This is a genomic window from Kiloniellales bacterium, from assembly GCA_030066685.1.
Taxonomy (GTDB): Bacteria; Pseudomonadota; Alphaproteobacteria; order Kiloniellales; family JAKSBE01; genus JAKSBE01.
The window spans coordinates 12,824-30,414 of record JASJBF010000016.1; the positions used below are offsets into that span (position 1 = coordinate 12,824).

Here is a 17,591-nt window from a genome sequence, read left to right on the forward strand (position 1 = left end):
GGGCCTGCGTGGCCCGGCTTTTTTTTGCGGCGCCGAAGGTTGGATTGAGGTTCTGCACGGCAGGGAGCCTTCGGTCAAGCGGGAGGCCCGACGGCCTCTCTCCTCGATCCGGGAATCCGGCCTCGGCCGCAGGCCTCTAGCCGGCCAGGCGCTTTTCCAGCAGCTTGTGGACGCGGGGCTGGAACACCGGCTGATTGAGGTAGTTCATCCGCCTGGCTTCGCGCCGGCCCCGGGTCACGGTGTCGAGAATCAGGCCGCAGGCGAAGCTCAGGAAGCCCAGGAGCATGATTCCGGTCGAGAGCACGGCCGTCGGCAGGCGCGGGACGAGACCGGTCTCGAAATACTCGAGGAAGACCGGCAGGGAAAGCCCCAAGGCCGTCGCCGCCAGCAGAACCCCGCAGGCGGTGAAGAAGCTGAGCGGGCGCTCTTCCTTGACGAGCTGCAGGATCGTCCGGAGGATCCTGACTCCGTCCTTGATGGTGTTGAGCTTGCTCTCGGAGCCCTCGGGCCGGTCCTTGTAGGCAACCGGCATCTCGGCGATGGGCATGCGCAGCTCCAGGGCGTGCACGGCCAGTTCGGTCTCGATCTCGAAGCCGGAGCTCAGCAGGGGGATCGACTTCACGAAACGCCGCGACATGACCTTGTAGCCGGAGAGCATGTCGTCGATCCGCTTTCCGAATATCGCCGCGACCAGGCCGGTCAGCAGCAGGTTGCCGAAACGATGCCCGGGCCGATAGGCCTTCTTGATGCTGGTCACGCGCTGGCCGTTGACGAGGTCTAGCTGTTCCTCGATCAGCCGGTCCACCATGGCCGGCGCCGCGCCGGCGTCGTAGGTGTCGTCGCCGTCGACCATGATGTAGATGTCCGCCTCGACGTCCGCGAACATCCGTCGCACCACGTTGCCCTTGCCCGCCAGCGGCTCGCGCCTGACGATCGCGCCGGCCGCCGCGGCGGCCTCGCCGGTGCGGTCCGTGGAGTTGTTGTCGTAGACGTAGATCTCGGCGCCCGGCAAGGCATCCCGGAAGTCCTCGACCACCTTGGCGATCGCGGCTTCCTCGTTGTAGCAAGGCACCACCACGGCGATGTCGGCCTCTAGTATATTCAATGTACTAGACTGGGACACCTTGGCCTCCCACAAATTCCCCGGCCAAAGCATTAGCGCGATAAACTATGAAAAATCGATAAAGTTAGATATTGGTTAAGTAATATTGCAAACTTGACTATGAAGCCAGCACGCTTGTTACCGCCTCGCGAGGCGGCCCTTGGGCCCGTGATTAACGGAACGGTACCGGACGGCACTTAGGCTGGCCGGGCCAGGCGAAGTCTTTTTGGGATCGGTCACGGCAGACGGCGCAAGATGAAGCAGACTCTTGGAGAGATGTTCCGCTTCGGCGTCGTCGGCGCCGCCGCCACGGTCGTCCATGCCGGCATGGTGGTGTTCCTCGTCGAGGTTCTGGGCCTGGAGCCGGTCTGGGCGAACGTGCTCGCCTTCCTGACGGCGCTGCCCGTGTCCTATCTCGGAAACTTCCACTGGACCTTCGCGGCCGAGGGGCATCACGGCCGCCGCCTGCCCCGCTTCGTCTTCACCCAGGCTTTCGGCTTCACGAGCAGCCAGACCATCATGTTCGTCGTGGTCGAGGTCCTGAGGCTGCACTACGGCATCGCGCTGGCCATTGTCGTCACGACCGTGCCCCTGATGTCCTATATCCTGAGCCGGAAATGGGTGTTCTCCGCCGCTGCCCCCGGGAAGCCCGCGGACCTTTGACCGAGGTGGCCAGCGCTCGCCCTCGGGACTAAAGCCCTTCTTAATCTTGCACTGCTAACACGCCCCCTGACCCAGTGACGATTTTCGTCAGAGGCGCACACGCAGGAGCGGTCTAGACGCCATGAGGGCGGAGCCGGTGAGACTTTCAATCGTTGTACCGATGTACAATGAGGAAGAGGGCCTGGACAGCTTCTTCGACCGGATCGAGCCGATTGCGGCACGCATTGTCGATCCGCTGGGCGCCGCCTATGAGATCATCTGCATAGACGACGGCAGCCGGGATGATACGGTCCGCACCCTGCTGCGGCACCGCAAACGAAACCCGGCCATCAAGATCCTCCGCCTTTCGAGGAATTTCGGCAAGGAAACCGCTCTCTCCGCCGGCCTCGACCACGCCCAGGGCGCGGCGATTGTGCCCATGGACGCGGACCTGCAGGACCCACCGGAAATCCTGCCGAAGCTCTTCGCCAAATGGCTGGAGGGCTATGACGTCGTCTATGCGGTCAGGCAGTCGCGCACAAGCGACACCCTGGCCAAGCGGCTGACGGCCGGTTGGTTCTATAGGATCTACAACCGGCTCGCCGACGTGAGCATCCCCTACAACACCGGTGACTACCGGCTGATCGACCGCCGCGTGGCCGAGGCCTTAGCCCGTCTGCCGGAGCGCAACCGCTTCATGAAGGGCCTGTTCACCTGGGTCGGTTTCCGACAGACCGGAATCAGCTACGAGCGCGAGGAGCGGGCTTTCGGTTCGTCCAAATGGCGCTATTGGAAGCTGTGGAACTTCGCGTTGGACGGCATAACCGCCTCCAGCACCCTGCCGCTTCGAATTTGGAGCTATCTCGGCCTCGTCGTGTCGCTCCTTGCCTTCGGATACGCCACCTTCCTCATCGTCAGAACCCTGGTGATCGGCATCGACGTCCCCGGCTACGCCTCGCTCATGGTCGTCGTCCTGATGCTGGGTGGCCTGAACCTGATCGGCTTGGGTGTGATCGGCGAATACCTCGGCCGGACCTACATCGAGGTCAAGCAACGCCCCCTCTACCTGGTCAGCGAAAGCCACGGCTTTGCTGAGAACTCCAGCGAGATTGAGGAATGGACATCCAAGCCTGCCAGCGAATGGCGGAACTCGAAGATGAGCACTGGTGGTTCGTTGCCCGGCGCGGATTGATCGCCCAACGCCTGTCTCAAGAGCTCGACTTGCCCCCGTCTGCGAAGATCCTCGATGCCGGCTGCGGCACCGGCGGCAATCTCGCGCTGCTCAGCCGCTTTGGCCAGGTCTTCGGATTTGAGCCGAACGACGAGGCTAGAAGTCTTGCGCTGCGCAAGGGAAAGTTCGACCTCCGGTCGGGATGGCTGCCTGACGCAATACCCTTTGAACTCGGCCGCTTCGATCTGGTCGTGGCCTTGGATGTCTTGGAGCACATCGATGATGACCGTGCTAGCCTGAAGGAGCTTTGGAACCAGCTGAGGCCCGGAGGCCACCTCTTCGTCACGGTTCCCGCTTACCAGTTTCTTTGGAGCCATCACGACGAGGTTCATCATCACAAGCGCCGATACACTCGAGGACAACTCGCGGCATTGATGACGGAATCCGGCTTTGATCTTTCCCGTGTGACCTACTTCAACACGTTCCTTTTCCCTGCCGTCGCCACGCTGAGGTTTGCCAACTCGATTCTCGGTCGCAAGGGGTCGGACGACGCCATGCCCTCCCCTCGATTGAACGCTCTCCTGCGTCGAGTTTTCGAGTCCGAAGCCCACCTCCTGCCCTTCGTGTCCTTGCCCTTCGGCGTGTCATTGATGGCCTTGGCCCGGAAGCGGAACTGAGCATTGGGCTCATCATGCGGCTGCGCCCTCGCAGTGACCGCGAGGCGAGGGCCGGACCGCAGCCCTTAATGCGCCGTTAATCCCGACCTGGGATTCTCCTTGGCCTTTGAAGCCGGCCCGCCGGTTGCAACTCAGCAGCGCGGTATGAACCTCCTCGTACGAACCCTGCACGAAGCCTTTCTCGACCGTCGCTTGGGGATGCTGCTGGTGACGGCGCTCGTGGCCGCCGCTCCGTGGTACCTCTCCTACCGCCTGATCAGTCACGACGTCGGATGGATGCTGGCATCTGCCAATCAGCTCCTCGACGGCACGGGGCGCCTGTACCAGGACATCTTTTTCGAGGTCAATCCGCCCCTTGCGCTCTTCCTCAAGCTCCCGGTGGTGCTCTTCGCCCGGACCACCGGGCTCTTCGAGGTCGATGTCTTGCTGACCTATGTATTCCTGCTCTCCGGCGCATCCATCGGACTCATCGCGCACCAGATCTCGAGACTGCCTGAAATCGACTCGCTCACTCGGCGGAGCGTCGTGCTCGGTGCCCTCCTCTCGCTCCTGCTGCTCCCGGGGCCTGACTTCGGTCAGCGCGAGCACTTCCTCCTGATCTTCTGCCTGCCCTACCTCGTCCTGTCGGCTCTTCGGTCGGCCGGCCATCGCCCCGGAGGCTTTGCCTCGCTCCTTGCGGGCACCATGGCGGCGCTGGGTTTCGTGCTGAAACCCTACTTCCTGCTCCTGCCCCTCCTGGTGGAGATCTACGTCTTGGTCCGGACGCGAAGCCTGACCGCGATCATGCGGCCTGAAGCGGTGGCAATGGTCTTGACCGGCCTTGGCTATGCGCTCTTCGTGGTCGTCGCCACACCGGAATACTTGACTGACGTGCTGCCGGTGGTCCTCGCGCTCTACGATGGCGCGTTCCGGAGTCCCTGGCGGTCGGTCTTGGTCACGCAGGAAACCCTTCTCATCGCCTTGGCGCTGATCATGCACCTCGCCTACAGGAAACGGCAGACCAATCCTTGTTTGGGCGATATCTTCGCGATCGCCGCCGCCGCTTTCCTTTGCGCCTATATCGTCCAGATGAAGGGCTGGCACTACCACGTAGTTCCCGCTCTGGCCGCTGCTTTCTGTACCCTCTGCCTCCTCGTTGCCGGAATCCTCGACTCGGCGATGAAATCGACAGATCGCCCTTCGCAACATGCGACGGCCAGCATTGTCGCGATGCTTTGCATGCTTGTCGTGGCTTCTGTCACCGCGAAGCAGATATATCGGGAAGGTGGCGCGAGCTCCTTTGCTGAAGCCCTGGTGCCGATCATCGAGCAACACGCGCCGGAAGGAATGATCTACGGCCTTTCGACTAATGTTTCGGCAGGCTTTCCAGCGGTCAACTACGGCCGCGCCCGCTGGGGATCGCGCTACTCGACGCTGTGGATGTTGCCAGGCATCATCAGGAAGCAGGCCGATCCCGAAGCTCTCGACCCGGCGGAAAGCGCGAGAGTGAGCGCGTTCGAGAGCGCATTCCGAGAGACCGTCCTCGAAGACCTGACCAAGAGCCGACCCGATCTGATCATCTTGGACGATCGAGAGGACAAGGCCTACTTTGGTGGTCTTCCCTTCGACTATGTCGGTTATTTCTCGAGCGATCCGAGATTTCGGGAACTCTGGGCCGCCTACGACCCGGTCGACCGCATCGGCGGTTTCCTCATATTCAAGCGCAGGCAAACGAACTCGCTGGCCGGCGGTCCATAGTCAGCACGGATCGCCACCCGAAGTCGCGCGGGCCGACGGCTCGGCGAGCGGCGCGGCCGAGCCCTCACATGAAGAGCTTCTCGCCCTCCAGGCCTTCGTAGAGGCTCGCGACCTCTTCGCCGTAGCCGTTGTAGAGCACGGTCGGGACCTTCTGCTGGGTCGCGATGTCGGTCTCCATGGCCTGGCTCCAGCGCGGGTGGGAGACCTCCGGGTTCACGTTGGCCCAGAACCCGTACTCCTTGGGCTGGATCTCCTCCCAGAAGCTGACCGGGCGCTTGTCGGTGAACTCGAAGCGGACCAGGCCCTTGGACGACTTGAAGCCGTACTTCCAGGGCAGCGCGATGCGCAGGGGGGCGCCGTTCTGTTTCGGCCCGGGCTTGCCGTACATGCCGGTGACCAGGAAGGCCAGGTCGTGCGTCGCCTCCTCGATGGTGACGCCCTCGACGTAGGGCCAGGGATACCAGGGCGCGCTCTGGCCGCTGGCGACCTCCGGGTTGTGGAAGCTGACCAGCTTGACGTACTTGGCCGCCGCCAGGGGCTTGGCCAGCTCGACCAGGGATTTGAGCGGGAAGCCGCTCCAGGGCACGGCCATGGACCAGGCTTCAACGCAGCGGTGCCGGTAGAGCCGCTCCTGCAGCGGCATCTTGGCCAGCAGGTCGTCGATGCCGATCTCGAAGGGCTTTTCGACCAGGCCGTCGATGGCCACCGTCCAGGGCCGGATCGGCAGGGCCTGGGCCTTGCGCCAGATGTTCTTGGAGGAGCCGAACTCGTAGTAGTTGTTGTAGGTGGTGGCGATCTCCTCGGGAGTCGGCTCGCCGACGATCTTGTAGCGGAGGTTGCGCTGGAAGGGATAAAGGCCCGCCGAAGGATCGGTCTCGGCCGCCTGGGCGCTCGAAACCGCACCGCCCGTCTCAGAAGCCGCCTCGGCCGCGACCTGCTCGTCCTCCCCGCAGGCCGCCAAGAGACCGCTGGCGCCGATTACGATCGGCCCGGCCGCCGCCGCCTTGATGATCCGCCGACGGTTGCGGAAGACCTCCTCGGGGGTCGCTGCGCTCTCGGGCAGCTCCCAGCCACGCTTGATCCTGATGAGCATTCGGCACGTCTCCCTTTTTGGGGCTGCGACAGAGCTAGTCGCTTTCCAGGCGCGGCGCAATTCAACGATCCGCGAGTGAAACGCGAGGTGACCGGGAAGCTGTTAAGGTAAACCGAAGCTGAATCCGCAAACCGCCCAAACCGTCTCTACTCGAGCAGGCTGCGCAGCATCCAGGCGGTCTTCTCGTGCACGGTCATGCGCTGGGTCAGCAGGTCGGCGGTGACCTCGTCGCTGCCCTCCTCGGCAGCCGGGAAGACCGAGCGGGCGGTCTTGGCGACGGTCTCATGGCCCTTGACCAGCTCGCGGATCATGTCCTCGGCCTTGGGCACGTTTTCCGACTCCTCGACCGCGCTGAGCCTGGCGTAGGCGGCATAGCTGCCCGGCGCGTAGGCGCCCAGGGCCCGGATCCGCTCGGCGACCTCGTCAACCGCGGTGGCAAGTTCCGTGTACTGCTCCTCGAACATAATGTGCAGGGTCTGAAACATCGGCCCGGTGACGTTCCAATGGAAGTTGTGCGTCTTGAGATACAGTGTGTAGCTGTCCGCCAGGACCTTGGACAGACCCTCCGCAATGTTCTCGCGGCTGTCGGCCGGGATACCGGTATCGATCGGAATGCTCATTGTCACCCCCTTGCTGGAAATCGCTGTCCACTTTTCCGGACACGAGACCATATATGGTCGCGAAGCCGGTCGGATACAACCTACATTGGAATCATTGTAATCTAATGACGAAGCCCTTGGACCGAGCTTTGCAACCAACCAGGCGAATGCTCGTCATGCCACGGCCTGCAGCTCCACGCTTCCGAGCGGGCCGAAGTCGGCCAGCGCCCTCTGCCCGGGTTGCAGATCCCGGAGCCCGGTCACAACGCCGGTGCTGACGACCTCCCCGGCCAGCAGCCCGCCGCCGCGCCGGGCCCGGTCGTTGGCGAGCCAGGTCAGCGCCTCCAGGGGATGGCCCAGAGCGTTGGCGCCCTGCCCTTCGGTCGCTATGTCACCGTCGATGCGCAGCTCGACCCGCTGGGCGGCAAGGTCGAGCTCGCGCCAAGCGGCGCTGCCCGGGCCGAGGACAAGCAGGGCGTGAGCCGCGTTGTCGGCCACCAGCTGGACCGCGCCGACCTCCGACCAGGCCGCCCCGTAGCTGCTGGTGACCACCTCGATCGCCGGGTAGGCCAGGTCGACGGCCGCCGCGACCTCGTCCCGTCCGTAGGGCTCGGAGCGCGGCGGCAGGGCTGCGCGGAGACGAAAGGCGAACTCGGGCTCCAGGAAGTGAAAGATGTAGTCCGCCGGGGCGAAGACCGCCGGGCTCTCCAACAGACCGCGCTCCAAGGCCCGTCCGGCGAAGGGCTCGGCGACCCCCAGGGCCCGCTGTGCCAGCTCGCTGGTGCAGCCGATCTTGTAGCCCCGCGGCACCGCGCCCCAGGCCCGAAGCAGGGCCGCCTGCACCTCGTAGCCCTCGTCCAGGGTCGCAGGCCGCAGCTGTTCCGGCAGGCCGTCTTCGAGGGCCCGGCCGGTCTGTCTGGCCTGCTTCAGAAGCTCGGCCGCCATCCGGGCGTGGTCGCTGATCTCTTTCCGCTCCCCACCACGCCCCGGGTCGTCCGAGTTCATGCCCGCGCCGTCCGGGTTCAGTGGGCCGCTTGATCGCTCTGGCGTTCGGAGATCACCCTGTCCGCCAGCTTGCCGATCAGTTCCTGGAGATGGTCGAAGGCGAACTCGTAGGTTCCGACGCCGAGGGTGAGCGAGCGCAGCTCGACGATGAGGTCGTGGATCTCGGACTGCGGCATGTGAGCCTGCACGACGTCCCAGCCCTGCCAGCCCTGCTTGCCGTCGAAGCCGAGGATCTGCCCGCGCCGTCCGCTGATTAGGCCGTGGACCCGCGAGGTGAAGTCGCTGGGCACCGAGATCTTGACCAGGAAGATCGGCTCCAGCAGCACCGGGTCGCACTGCGGCATGCCCTCGGACATCGCCAGGCGGCCGGCGGTCTTGAAGGCCTGGTCGGAGCTGTCCACCGAGTGGTACTGGCCGTCGTAGAGGTTGACCGCGACGTCGACCACCGGGAAGCCGAGCGGCCCGCTGCCGAGGTACTCCTTCACCCCGGTCTCGACCGAGGGGATGTACTGCTTGGGCACGCTGCCGCCGACGATGGAATCGCTGAACTCGAAGCCGCTGCCCCGCGGCAGCGGCTTGATCTCGACGTGAACGTCGCCGAACTGGCCGTGCCCGCCCGACTGCCGCTTGAAGCGGGAATGCTGCTTGATGCTCCTGCGGATGGTCTCCTTGTAGGCGGTCAAGGGCGGCGAGAGGGTGACCTCGACGTGGGACTTGCTCTTCAGCCGCTCGGCGGCCACCCGCAGGTGGATCTCGCCCTGCCCCCAGAGCAGCATCTGGTGGGTGTCCGGGTTGTGCTCGAGGACCAGAGAGGGGTCCTCTTCGATCAGGCGGCCGATGCCGCTGGTCAGCTTGACGTCGTCCTGCCGGTTGACCGGCGCGACGGCCATGGAGAAGACCGGCTTCATCGGTGCCGGCCAGGCCATGCCCGAGTCCGGATTGCGGCCCTTGGCGGTCACGAGGTCGCCGATCTGCAGGTCCTCCATCCGGCCGAGCCCGACCACGTCGCCGACACCCGCCTGGCTCACCTTCTCGCTGTGCCCGCCCATCAGCCGGAACAGCCCCGAGGGCCGCTCGCCGGCGATCGCGGTCCCCTCGGCGAGCGCGCCGTCCCAGATCCGGGCCAGGCTGAGCTTGCCGGTGTGAGCCTGGTAGAAGGTCTTAATCACGGTCGCGGTGAACCCCTCGCCGCCCAGCGGTATGCCGAGGCGCTCGGCGGTCTTGCTCGCCTCGGGCGTCTCGTGGCGCAGGGCCTTCCAGAGCCGCGTGATGCCGTTGCCGGGCTCGGCCGCGCCGAGCAGGACCGGGACGATCAGGTCGTCCTGCAGGTCCTTGGTCAACTGGCCATAGATCTCTTCGCTAGGCGGGACCACGTCCTCCAGCAGCTGCTCGAGCAGGGTGTCGTCGAAGTCGGCGAGGGATTCCAGCATCTCCTGCCGGGCCTCGGACTCGCGGTCCTTCACGGCGTCCGGCATCTGGACCAGGTCGGAGGTGGCGTTCTCCTTGTACTTGTAGGCCCGCTCGCTCGCCAGGTCGACGAAGCCGCTGATCTGGTCGCCCTCGCGGATCGGCACCTGGCGCAGCACCAGGGGCTTGGAGGACACGCTCTGCAGCGCCGAGAGAACGTCGCGGATCCGGGAGGTCGCCTTGTCCATCTTGTTGATGAACAGCATGTGCGGGATGTCGTGGTCGTCCAGGAACTTGAACAGCGGCGCCAGGGTCAGGGCACGGCTCTCCTCGGGGTCGGCGACCACCACGGCGACGTCGGCGCCCATCAGGGCGTTGTAGGACTCCTGCGCCAGCTCGATCGAGCCCGGGCAATCGAGCAGGGTCCAGGGCTCGCCCAGGTAGTCGCAGTGCGCCACGTTGAACTCGACCGACATCTGCCGCTCGCGGGCCTCGACGCTGGAATCGCCGACGGTGTTGCCTTCGCGCACCGTGCCCTTGCGGCCGATGGCGCCAGCATGGTGGAGCAGCGCCTCCATCAGGGTCGTCTTGCCGCTGGTGTAGGTGCCGACGAGCGCGGCGCAGCGTGGTCCCGAGACCGGCTTCGTGGTCATGCTTTCCTCCCTGTCGCTATCCGCCCTTTGGCGGCTTGTTGTTCCCTGCGAACAGCTTAGCCCAATGTTCCCGGAGAGGACACCGGCCTTGCAATAGAAAAGCCCCGGATTCGGGCAGCTGTAGGGCGAATCCGGGCCTGGCCAGGGTGTCTAGTGGTTAAGACCAGCACGTGTCTTCTCACCATCTGTCGTGGCCGGGGCGCGTACGCGCGGCGCTTCGCGCGACCCGGCCATCCATGGTGTCGGCGGCTCGATGGATGCCCGGATCAAGTCCGGGCATGACAGTGGATGTCAATGGCGGGCGAGGCTGGATCCGCAACAGCCCGGGGCCTAGTCGGTTAAAGCCTCGCAGGCGCGCTTGAGGCGGGCGCAGGCCTCGCGCAGGGCCTCGGTCGAGGTGGCGTAGGAGATCCGGAAGTAGGGCGAAAGGCCGAAGGCCTCGCCCTGGACCGCCGCCACGCCCTCGGCTTCCAGGAGATAGGTGACGAAGTCGCCGTCCGACTTGATCGCCGTTCCGGCCGGGGTCTTCTTGCCGATGGTCCCGGCGCAGGAGGGATAGACGTAGAAGGCGCCCTCCGGCTTGTGGCACTGCAGCCCCGGGCAGGTGTTGAGCAGCTCCACGACCAGGTCGCGTCGCTCCTTGAAGACCGCGTTACGCTCGGCGATGTAGTCCTGCGGGCCCGACAGGGCCTCGACCGCCGCCGCCTGGCTGACCGAGGAGGGGTTGGAGGTGCTCTGCGATTGCATCTTGGCCATGGCCTTGATCAGCTCGGCCGGCCCGCCGGCGAAGCCGATCCGCCAGCCGGTCATGGCGTAGGCCTTGGAGACGCCGTTGACCGTCAGGGTGCGGTCGTAGAGCTCCGGCTCGACCTGGGCCGGGGTGACGAACTCGAAGCCGTCGTAGACCAGGTGCTCGTACATGTCGTCGGTCATGACCCAGACCTGGGGATGGGCCTTGAGGACCTCGGTCACGGCCTTCATCTCGTCGTGACCGTAGGCCGCGCCGGTCGGGTTCGAGGGGCTGTTGAGGATCAGCCACTTGGTCTTGGCGGTGATCGCGTTCTCCAGGTCCTCGGCGCGCAGCTTGAAGCCGTTGTTCTGGGAGCAGGGCACGGCAACCGGCTCGCCCTCGGCCAGCAGGACCATGTCCGGATAGGAGACCCAGAAGGGCGCCGGAATCACGACCTCGTCGCCGGGATCCAGGGTCGCCATCAGGGCGTTGTAGAGCACCTGCTTGCCGCCGGTGCCGACGGTGATCTGCTCGGGCTTGTAGTCCAGGCCGTTGTCGCGCTTGAACTTCTCGGCGATCGCCGCCTTGAGCTCGGGGGTGCCGTCGACCGCCGTATACTTGGTCTCGCCGCGTTCGATGGCGGCGATGGCCGCCTGCTTGATGTTGTCCGGGGTGTCGAAGTCCGGCTCGCCGGCGCCCAGGCCGATGACGTCGCGGCCGGCGGCCTTGAGCTCGCGGGCCTTCTGGGTGACCGCGATGGTCGGGGAAGGCTTGATCCGTGACAGTCGCTTCGCAATCTGCGCCATTTCCCGCTCCCTCCGCCAAGGCCTGAGACCTTCGGGAACCTAGCCGGGGCGGACCGGCCTTGGCAACGGCAAAGCCCCGAGGGCAAAACCCCGGCAGCGCGGGCAGCGCGATTGTGCGACGGCTCGAACTTTGGAAGAGTGTCGCCTCGACCGGGGGACGCCGCCCGGCGGCCCGCGAGAACATGGATCAGGGAGGATTCCAGTTGCGACGCGCCTTACTCATTCTGTGCCTCGGCCTTGCGGTTTCGAGCCTGGCGGTCCTGGCCGCGCCCGGCGATGCAGAGGCCGCGGACGACATCACCTTCGACGCCTTCTACGGCAAATGGAAGGGCAATGCGATCGCGGAAGAGCCCCCCGGGGCCTTCCTTGGCTTCACCAGCCGCGACCTGGACATCGTGATCGGGCCCAAGGGCAACGGATTCAACCTGAACTGGACCACGATCATCTACCCTGAGGAAGAGGGCAAAGAGGTCCGGCGCCGCAACGCTTCCATCGACTTTGCGCCGAGCGACAAGCCCGGGGTCTTTCAGGCCCTGGGACGGGAGAATCCGCACAGCGAGGGCGGCTACGTCTGGGCCCGCATCGAGGGGCAGACCCTGCGCGTCAACTCCCTGACCATCGACCAGCGGGGCCTCTACACCCTGCAGGTCTACAAGCGGACCCTGACCGGCCGCGGCATGGAGCTGGACTTCGTCTCGATCACCGAGGACCTGCCGCAGCGCTCGGTCAAGGGCCGGCTGGTCAAGGTCTCGAACTGACGCCGGCGCCGGAGCGGTCGGCCTTCAGAGTGGGGCGCGGCGCAGCCTCAAGGCGTTGGCGATCACCGAGACCGAGCTCAGGCTCATGGCCGCCGCCGCGACCATCGGGCTGAGCAGGAGGCCGAAGACCGGGTAGAGCGCCCCGGCCGCCAGGGGCACGCCGAGCGCGTTGTAGACGAAGGCGAAGAAGAGATTCTGTCGGATGTTGCCCAGGGTCGCCCGCGACAGCCTCCGCGCCCGGAGGATGCCGGCCAGATCGCCCCGGACCAGGGTCACGCCGGCGCTTTCGATCGCGATGTCGGTGCCGCTGCCCATCGCGATGCCGACGTCGGCCGCGGCCAGGGCCGGCGCGTCGTTAACCCCGTCGCCGGCCATGGCGACAACCGCGCCCTGGGCCTTGAGCCCTTCGACGACCGCCGCCTTGCCGGCGGGCAGGACCTCGGCCTCGACCTCCGCGATGCCCAGGCGGCGGGCTACGGCCTCGGCCGTGGTCCGGTTGTCGCCGGTCAGCATGACCACGCGCAGGCCCTCGGCGCGCAGGGCCTCCAAGGCCGCCGGCGTGGTCGCCTTGACCGGGTCGGCGACGCCGATCAGGCCGGCCAGGGCCTCCTCGACCACGAGATAGATCACGGTCTGGCCCTCGGCGCGCAGGGCCTCGGCGCGCTCGGCGGCCCCGGCCTCGAGGCCGAACTGCGCCAGGAGCCGGCCGTTGCCCAGCGCGACCCGGCGGCCCGCCACACGGCCCCGCACGCCCTGGCCGGCCTCCGCGTGGAAGTCCTCCGCCGCCTCCAGGGCCAGGCCGCGGGCTTGGGCAGCGTCCAGGATCGCCCGCGCCAGGGGATGCTCGCTGCCCCGCTCCAGGCTGGCCGCCAGGCACAGCACTTCGGCCTCGCTGTGGCCCCCCAGCGGCTCGACCGCTTGGACCACCGGCCGGCCCTCGGTCAGGGTGCCGGTCTTGTCGACGACCAGGGTGTCGACCGCCTCCAGCCGCTCCAGGGCCGCGGCCTCCTTGATCAGCACGCCGGCCTGGGCGCCGCGGCCGGTGCCGACCATGATCGACATCGGCGTCGCCAGGCCGAGCGCGCAGGGACAGGCGATGATCAGCACCGAGACCGCCGCGACCAGGGCGTAGGCCAGGCTCGGCGGCGGCCCGAGGAGCGCCCAGAGCCCGAAGGCCAGCACCGCCACCGCGACCACCGCCGGCACGAAGACGGCGGCGACCCGGTCGGCGACCCGCTGGATCGGCGCCCGCGAGCGCTGGGCCTGGGCGACCATCTGGACGATCCGCGCCAGGAGAGTCTCGCTGCCGACGTGCTCGGCGCGCAGGACGAAGCTGCCGCTGCCGTTGAGGGTGCCGCCGATGACCTTGGCGCCGGGGCCCTTTTCGACCGGCATCGATTCTCCGGTGACCATGGACTCGTCGACCGCGCCGGCACCTTCGACGATCTTGCCGTCCACCGGCACCTTCTCGCCCGGGCGCACGCGCAGCAGATCGCCGACCTGGACCAGCTCCAGCGGCAGCTCCTCGTCCCGCCCGTCCGGCGCGACCCGCAAGGCCGTCCTCGGCGCCAGGTCGAGCAAGGCGCGCAGCGCGCCGCCGGTCCGCTCGCGGGCGCGCAGCTCCAGCACCTGGCCCAGCAGCACCAGCACGACGATGACCGCGGCCGCCTCGAAGTAGACTCCGACCGCGCCCTGGGCGTCGCGGAAGGCCGCAGGAAAGACGCCGGGCGCCAAAGCGGCGACGACGCTGAAGGCGTAGGCCGCGCCGGTGCCCAGCGCGATCAGGGTGAACATGTTGAGGTTGCGGCTGACCAGGGAGGCCCAGCCGCGCTGGAAGAAGGGCCAGCCGGCCCAGAGCACGACCGGCGTTGCCAGCAGCAGCTGCAACCAGGCGGAGGCCTGCGCCGGGATGACCGCGGCGAGCGCCGGCAGCATGTGGCCCATGGCCAGGAGCACCAGCGGCAGGGTCAGGGCGGCGCCGAGCCAGAAGCGCCGGGTCATGTCGATCAGCTCTGGGTTCGCCGCCGGCTCCAGCGGCACCACCCTGGGCTCCAGCGCCATGCCGCAGACCGGACAGTCGCCGGGGCCGTCCCGCAGGACCTCGGGATGCATCGGGCAGGTATACTCGACCCGGCTGGCCGCGACCGGCGCCGCCGGTTCCAGGGCCATGCCGCACTTGGGGCAGCTCGCCGGCGTCGCGCTCTCGACCCCCGGACACATCGGGCAGATGTAGGGGCCGGCACCGGCCGGCACGGGCGGCCGCGGTGCCGCGGCGCCGTGGCAGCAGGCCTGCGGCGCGGCTTCAGCCATCGCTGCCGGCGAGGTCCTGGAGGATCGGGCAGTCGGGCCGGTGATCGCCGTGGCACTTGGCGACCAGATCGCCGAGCACCGCGCGCAGGCTTTCCAGCTCGGAGATCTTGCGCTCGATGTCCTGAAGGTGCTGCCGGGCGATCGCCTTGACGTCGGCACTGGCGCGGCCCTGGTCCTCGTAGAGCGAAAGCAGCTCGCGGCATTCCTGGATAGAAAAGCCCAGACTGCGCGCCCGCTGCAGGAAGCGCAGGCGGTGGATATCCTTCTCCGAATAGCGCCGATAACCGTTGTCACCGCGCGCGGCCGGCATCACCAGGCCCGCCTCCTCGTAGTAGCGGATGGTCTTGGCCGGCAGACCGGAAAGCGCCGCGGCCTCGCCGATGTTCATGGCTCCGTCCTCGAAAAACTGGATGCGCTGGCTATAAATAGGGCTTCCAGTGACTGGAAGGTCAAGCCCGACCCGCCCGGCCCGTTAAGGGATCCGTAGCGCGGGGTCCCTAAAAGGGGGCAAAGCCCGGGAGAACCTCCCGACGGCACGCAACCCCCGCAGGTCCGGGAGCACGCACCCATGGCCTTCTTCCTCTTGATCCTCGCCGTCCTGTCCCTGCTGGCGGCCCTCCTCGTCCTGGCCAAGGCCGGCGCCCGCCATCGTGCCGGCGCCATGGTCGGATCCGGGATCTTCTTCACCGTCGCCGCCGGGCTGGTGATCGCCACCGCCATCCGCATCGTGCCGCCGGGCCACGTCGGCGTCGCGACCCTCTTCGGCGCGGTCCAGCCGGGCGTCTACGACGAGGGCCTGCACGTGGTGAACCCCTTCTACAGTCTGGAGGAGTTCTCGATCCGCCGGACGATGTTCGACTTCCGGGGCTCCGAGACCAACGGCAACGGACGCCACGGCAGCGCCGGCGCCGAGATCGTCTCGGTCTCCGCCGACAGCACGCCGCTCACGGTCGACATCGGCTTTCCGCTGCGCCTGAACGGCCCCATCGCCTGGAAGATCTTCCAGCGGATCGGCCCGCAGCGGGTCGTCGCCTACCAGCTGGTCATCCCGGCGGCCCGCTCCGCCGTGCGCGACGCCGTCGCGGGCTTCAGCTGGCGCGACGCGGCGACCGTATCGCGGGACAAGCTGGCGGCGCGGATCGAGGCGCGCTTCCGCGAACTGGTCGAGCGCGATCTCATCGCCGCCGGCTTCCCGGAGGAAGAGGCGCGCCAGACCTTCACGATCCAGCCGGTCCAGCTGCGCAAGGTCCTGCCGCCGCACAAGGTCCTGAATGCGGTCGCCGAGAAAATCGCCGCCGAGGAGGACCTGGAGCGCCAGAAGACCCTGACCCAGATCGCCGAGGAGGAGGCCCGGCGCCGCCAGAACGAAGGCCGCGGCGTCAACAACCTCTTCGCCGAGCTGCCCCAGGGCTTCAGCCCGAGCCAGATCCGCGAGGTCCTGGGCGCGATCGCGGACAAGACCCGGGCCGAGGCGATGATGAAGGCGGTCGAGAGCGGCCAGGTCCAGGTCGTGGTGATGAACGGCGCCCAGCCCTCGATCGCTGTGCCGCCCAACGGGCATTGATCCGCTCGGGCGGCGGCCTGCCCGGCTTCACGGCGTCGACGGCAGCGCTCCACGAACCGACCGGACGGGGCCGAGATCCGGGTCCCGGGTTTCCATGATCGGCTTGGACGGGACGAAGCCACGTTTCGCGCCGGCTCGGAACGCTCTTCCCTTGCCGGCCGTTTCCCGGCAAGCATAGCGCCGCAAAGGCTTTGGATTCGCAAGAACTTGGAGGTCCCGTGGCAAGCGCGTCCTCGACGAAAGTCATCCTCGCCGCCCTTGCCGGCAACCTGCTGATCGCGGTGACCAAGTTCACCGCGGCCTGGTTCACCGGCTCCTCGGCGATGTTCAGCGAGGCGATCCATTCCTCGGTAGACACGGGCAACCAGGGCCTGCTGCTCTACGGCCTGAAGCGCTCGAAACGGCCGGCGGATGCCCAGCATCCCTTCGGCCACGGCCAGGAGCTCTACTTCTGGGCCTTCGTGGTGGCGATCCTGATCTTCGGTCTGGGCGCCGGCGTGTCGATCTACGAAGGCGTCGCCAAGATCCAGCACCCGCACGAAATCACGAATCCGGTCATCAACTACGTCGTGCTCGGCCTGGCGATGGTCTTCGAGGCCGGCGCCTGCTGGGTCGCCTTCAAGGAGTTCAACCGTCGACGCGGCGCGCTCGGCTTCTTCCAGGCGATCCGCCGCAGCAAGGACCCCGCGATCTTCACCGTGCTGCTCGAGGACTCCGCGGCCATGCTCGGGCTGATCGTCGCCATGGCGGCGATCGCGATGGGCCAGGCGCTGGACATGCCGGTCCTGGACGGGGTCGGCTCGGTGGTCATCGGCTGCATCCTGGCCGCGACCGCGATCTTTCTGATCTGGGAAACCAAGCCGCTCCTGATCGGCGAGGCCGCCGATCCCCAGGTCGAGGCCTCGGTTCGCCAGGTCATCGCCCGCCAGTCCGGGATTCAGCGCACCAACGAGGTGCTCTCCATGCATCTCGGGCCCGACGACATCCTTCTGAACCTCAGCCTCGACTTCAAGGACAGCGAGGATTCCGCCGACGTCGAGCGCGCGATCACCGAGATGGAGGCGCAGATCAAGCGCGCCGAACCGAAGGTGCGCCGGATCTTCATCGAGGCCCAGTCCTGGCGCGGCCACCAGCGCATGGCCTAGCGTGGTGGCTTCGACATCCGGCCCGGCTCCGGTGCCGGACTTCGGAGGCCAAATCACACTGAACTCAATAAGATCGGGCCCCTCTGGCTAGGAGACCCGCGCCTGTGTGCTTCGGAATCAGGGCACCGGGGCCGCTCCCGAGGCAAGCCCATGACGGTCAAGGCGGCTCATAATGAAGCCAAGTCATAGGGT

General features: G+C 66.9%; 15 protein-coding genes. 7 read left to right on the plus strand and 8 right to left on the minus strand.

Annotation, left to right across the window (positions count from 1 at the left end; all coding sequences use genetic code 11):
* Window positions 1–136: 136 nt before the first annotated feature.
* Window positions 137–1,123, minus strand: coding sequence for a glycosyltransferase family 2 protein (locus tag QNJ30_10475; GenBank protein ID MDJ0943882.1), 987 nt, complete (start codon window positions 1,121–1,123; stop codon window positions 137–139).
* Window positions 1,124–1,357: 234 nt separating this feature from the next.
* Between QNJ30_10475 and QNJ30_10480 the strand changes: the two genes are divergently transcribed.
* The 4 genes from QNJ30_10480 (at window position 1,358) to QNJ30_10495 (ending at window position 5,329) form a co-directional block, all read left to right on the plus strand.
* Window positions 1,358–1,765, plus strand: coding sequence for a GtrA family protein (locus QNJ30_10480; protein MDJ0943883.1), 408 nt, complete (start codon window positions 1,358–1,360; stop codon window positions 1,763–1,765).
* A 121-nt stretch (window positions 1,766–1,886) separates the two neighbouring features.
* Window positions 1,887–2,936: a glycosyltransferase family 2 protein gene (locus tag QNJ30_10485; GenBank protein ID MDJ0943884.1), complete on the plus strand. Its 1,050-nt coding sequence runs from the start codon at window positions 1,887–1,889 to the stop codon at window positions 2,934–2,936.
* The gene (locus QNJ30_10490) at window positions 2,861–3,592 is read left to right on the plus strand and encodes a class I SAM-dependent methyltransferase (GenBank protein MDJ0943885.1); all 732 of its coding nucleotides are present in this window, start codon (window positions 2,861–2,863) and stop codon (window positions 3,590–3,592) included. Before QNJ30_10485 ends, QNJ30_10490 begins: the two co-directional genes overlap by 76 nt.
* A gap of 99 nt (window positions 3,593–3,691) precedes the next feature.
* Window positions 3,692–5,329, plus strand: coding sequence for a hypothetical protein (locus QNJ30_10495; GenBank protein ID MDJ0943886.1), 1,638 nt, complete (start codon window positions 3,692–3,694; stop codon window positions 5,327–5,329).
* 64 nt (window positions 5,330–5,393) lie between these two features.
* On the opposite strand, the gene msrP is transcribed toward QNJ30_10495, so the two are convergent.
* From msrP to QNJ30_10520, 5 genes are all read right to left on the minus strand, one after another.
* Window positions 5,394–6,422 carry a protein-methionine-sulfoxide reductase catalytic subunit MsrP gene (msrP, locus tag QNJ30_10500; GenBank protein ID MDJ0943887.1) on the minus strand — a complete coding sequence of 343 codons (1,029 nt, stop codon included), beginning with the start codon at window positions 6,420–6,422 and terminating at the stop codon, window positions 5,394–5,396.
* A 146-nt stretch (window positions 6,423–6,568) separates the two neighbouring features.
* Window positions 6,569–7,042, minus strand: coding sequence for a Dps family protein (locus QNJ30_10505; protein MDJ0943888.1), 474 nt, complete (start codon window positions 7,040–7,042; stop codon window positions 6,569–6,571).
* A gap of 153 nt (window positions 7,043–7,195) precedes the next feature.
* Entirely contained in the window at window positions 7,196–8,026 is an 831-nt protein-coding gene (locus QNJ30_10510) for a hydratase (protein ID MDJ0943889.1), read from the minus strand.
* 17 nt (window positions 8,027–8,043) lie between these two features.
* Entirely contained in the window at window positions 8,044–10,086 is a 2,043-nt protein-coding gene (locus QNJ30_10515) for an elongation factor G (GenBank protein ID MDJ0943890.1), read from the minus strand.
* A gap of 330 nt (window positions 10,087–10,416) precedes the next feature.
* Window positions 10,417–11,622 (minus strand): aspartate transaminase, encoded by a 1,206-nt coding sequence (locus QNJ30_10520; GenBank protein MDJ0943891.1) that lies wholly within the window; start codon window positions 11,620–11,622, stop codon window positions 10,417–10,419.
* 203 nt (window positions 11,623–11,825) lie between these two features.
* Here QNJ30_10520 and QNJ30_10525 point away from each other — a divergent pair, with 203 nt between their 5' ends.
* The gene (locus QNJ30_10525; protein MDJ0943892.1) at window positions 11,826–12,380 is read left to right on the plus strand and encodes a hypothetical protein; all 555 of its coding nucleotides are present in this window, start codon (window positions 11,826–11,828) and stop codon (window positions 12,378–12,380) included.
* A 24-nt stretch (window positions 12,381–12,404) separates the two neighbouring features.
* On the opposite strand, the gene QNJ30_10530 is transcribed toward QNJ30_10525, so the two are convergent.
* Window positions 12,405–14,690 (minus strand): copper-translocating P-type ATPase, encoded by a 2,286-nt coding sequence (locus QNJ30_10530; protein ID MDJ0943893.1) that lies wholly within the window; start codon window positions 14,688–14,690, stop codon window positions 12,405–12,407.
* Window positions 14,683–15,078: a Cu(I)-responsive transcriptional regulator gene (gene cueR / locus QNJ30_10535; protein MDJ0943894.1), complete on the minus strand. Its 396-nt coding sequence runs from the start codon at window positions 15,076–15,078 to the stop codon at window positions 14,683–14,685. The genes QNJ30_10530 and cueR overlap by 8 nt, the downstream gene beginning before the upstream one ends.
* A gap of 180 nt (window positions 15,079–15,258) precedes the next feature.
* On the opposite strand from cueR, the gene QNJ30_10540 reads away from it, so the two are divergent.
* On the plus strand, window positions 15,259–16,254 hold the full coding sequence (locus tag QNJ30_10540; protein ID MDJ0943895.1) for an SPFH domain-containing protein: 996 nt from the start codon (window positions 15,259–15,261) through the stop codon (window positions 16,252–16,254).
* A gap of 218 nt (window positions 16,255–16,472) precedes the next feature.
* Window positions 16,473–17,399: a cation diffusion facilitator family transporter gene (locus QNJ30_10545; GenBank protein ID MDJ0943896.1), complete on the plus strand. Its 927-nt coding sequence runs from the start codon at window positions 16,473–16,475 to the stop codon at window positions 17,397–17,399.
* Window positions 17,400–17,591 lie beyond the last annotated feature (192 nt).